Origin of the sequence: Desulfovibrio sp. 1214_IL3152 (assembly GCF_036763055.1) — a bacterium.
GTDB lineage: Bacteria > Desulfobacterota > Desulfovibrionia > Desulfovibrionales > Desulfovibrionaceae > Desulfovibrio.
On the sequence record NZ_JBAIYW010000019.1, the window covers coordinates 1 to 2,250 of the forward strand.

2 protein-coding genes are annotated in these 2,250 nt (G+C 59.2%); both read left to right on the plus strand.

Features of this window, described 5'->3' with window-relative positions:
• The first annotated feature begins 260 nt into the window (after positions 1-260).
• A complete protein-coding gene (wbaP, locus tag V6C07_RS00335) occupies positions 261-1,661 on the plus strand; it encodes an undecaprenyl-phosphate galactose phosphotransferase WbaP (RefSeq protein WP_333534350.1) in 1,401 nt (466 codons plus the stop codon).
• Complete coding sequence (locus tag V6C07_RS00340) at positions 1,607-2,125, plus strand: glycosyltransferase family 9 protein (protein ID WP_333534351.1); 519 nt, start codon at positions 1,607-1,609, stop codon at positions 2,123-2,125. Before wbaP ends, V6C07_RS00340 begins: the two co-directional genes overlap by 55 nt.
• Positions 2,126-2,250 lie beyond the last annotated feature (125 nt).

Genomic DNA, 2,250 nt, shown 5'->3' on the forward strand with positions numbered 1-2,250 from the left:
CACGCGAGCGCGCGTACAGGCAGGGCGTATGCCCTGTCGCCGCGCCGGCAACGGCAAAACAAGGATTTTATTTAACAGAAGCTGTGCCGTGACGCAAGCCAGCCGGGGCGGATTGTTTTTTGCCGTTTGCAGAAGGAAAGAATATGGTATAATTATATGGATTAGAGCATGGCCTAATGCTCTGGCCTGTTGCAGGTTAAAATAATCAGCCCCGGTGGTTTTGCCGCGCAAGCAGCAGTGCGTTTTCCGGGATGGATGCCATGAAAAAAAACTCACGCTGGGTTTACCTCGCTTCACTTTTTGGTATTTCAGCCCAGAAGTTTCTGCTTTGCCTGTTTGACCTGCTGGCCCTTCTGGGAACGGCCCTTGCCGTGTTTCTCGTCCGGGCGGCTTTTGGCGGCCTTGACCCCGTGCTGTATCACTGGGTTGCGCCCATGCTTTTGCTTGGCCCTGTACTTGGGGCCGGGCTGGGGCTTTACCAGACGGTGAGCCTTGCCCCGCACCGCGAGCTCAAGGCGTTGTTTCAGCTGACAAGCCTTTTGTACGCCATTATCCTGGCGGTTCTTTTTTTGTCCAAAACCGGCGATGCCTATTCGCGCATAGTGATTATGGGCAGCTGGGCGGCAACGCTCTTCAGCATGCCGCTCATGCGCAGCCTGTGCCGCCGCCTTTATGCGCGTCGACGCTGGTGGGGAAAACCCCTGGTTATTTTTGACCATTGCAGCGAAGGGCGTGAGTTGTGGCACTATCTCAAGCGCCATCCCGAAAGGGGGCTGAATCCGGTGTCCATCTGCGACCTGCCTGATGAGCCGGAGGAAATGCGCCGCCTGTTTGCCGAGGTTTCCGCTCGGCAACCCAGGGCTATGGCCCTGTTGCTGCAAAAGGTGGGCAAGGCGCAGGAGGTTGACGTTATTACCGAGGCCGGGCGGTTTTTCAGCAGCACCCTGGTGGTTCCGGCCTTTGGCGGCAATTTTCGTGTCCACTGGCTCACGCCGCGTGATCTGGGCAATGCCGTGGGGCTGCTGGTACGGCAGAACCTGCGCGACAAACGCCGTCTCTTTGTCAAAAGATGTCTTGATATCGGCCTGTGTCTTCTTGGCTCAGCCATTCTGCTGCCTCTTGGGGCCGTTCTTGCTCTTGTAATAAAACTGGACAGCCCCGGGCCGGTTTTTTACCGCCAGGCGCGCATCGGGCGGGGCGGCAAGGAGATTCGGATCTTCAAATTCCGCACTATGGTGTGCGATGCCGACAAGGTTCTCAAGAATATGCTGCGCCGCGATGCCTCCCTGCGCGCGGAATGGGCCTGCGACCGCAAGCTCAAATGCGATCCGCGCATTACCCGCACTGGCCGTCTGCTGCGCAAGCTCAGCCTTGACGAGCTGCCGCAGCTCATCAACGTGGTCGCGGGCGACATGAGCCTTGTGGGGCCACGCCCCATTGTCGGGGACGAAGTGGAAAAGTACGGCCCGGTATTTGACGAATACTGCATGGTCCGGCCCGGCATTACGGGATTGTGGCAGGTTTCCGGCCGCAACAATACCACCTATGAGGAGCGCGTGAATTTTGACCAGTACTACATCAATAACTGGTCCGTATGGATGGACTTGTGGATTCTGTGCAAAACCGTGCCGGTGGTCACTCTGGGGCATGGAGCGTACTGATGGGTGAGCGCGGCAACAGGCTGAACCGTTTTCTCGACCGTTGGGCGGGCATTCCGCTGACTTTTTGCACGGCGGGTCTGCGTGCCGCAGCCGGAACAGCATCGCTGAATATGCCGCCGGAGCCGCAGCGGGTGGGCTTTATCTGCCTTGGCGCCATTGGCGATCTGCTGCTTTTTTCATCCCTGATTGCGGCCTTGCGCCGGCGTCTGCCCCATGCGCGCTTTTACCTGCTGACCAGCAGGGGAAATGCCGCCACGGCTTCCCTGATTCCGGGTATTGATGAAAGCGCCTCGTTCGGCGTGCGCCAGATTTCGTCCATGCTGGACTGGCTGCGCGGAAAAAAGCTGGATGTGCTTTTTGACAGCAGCCAGTGGCCCCGGCTTGGGGCCGTGCTGAGCAATCTGTCGGGAGCGCACTGCACCGTGGGGTTTGATACTCCCGGGCAGTGCCGGGCCTGCGGCTAATCATACAGGGTGCCGCACTGCGCGGACAGGCACGAGGTGGAAAACTTTCTGGCCCTGGGCAGGGCGGTTTATGCCGATCTTGAGGGCGAGCCATGCCTTGCCCTGCCCGCCGAGGCTCCGGCGGA

What these genes read in the sequence shown, in the direction of transcription:
- wbaP (WP_333534350.1), top strand. Translation starts at nt 261, where the DNA reads ATGAAAAAAAACTCACGCTGGGTTTACCTCGCTTCACTTTTTGGTATT.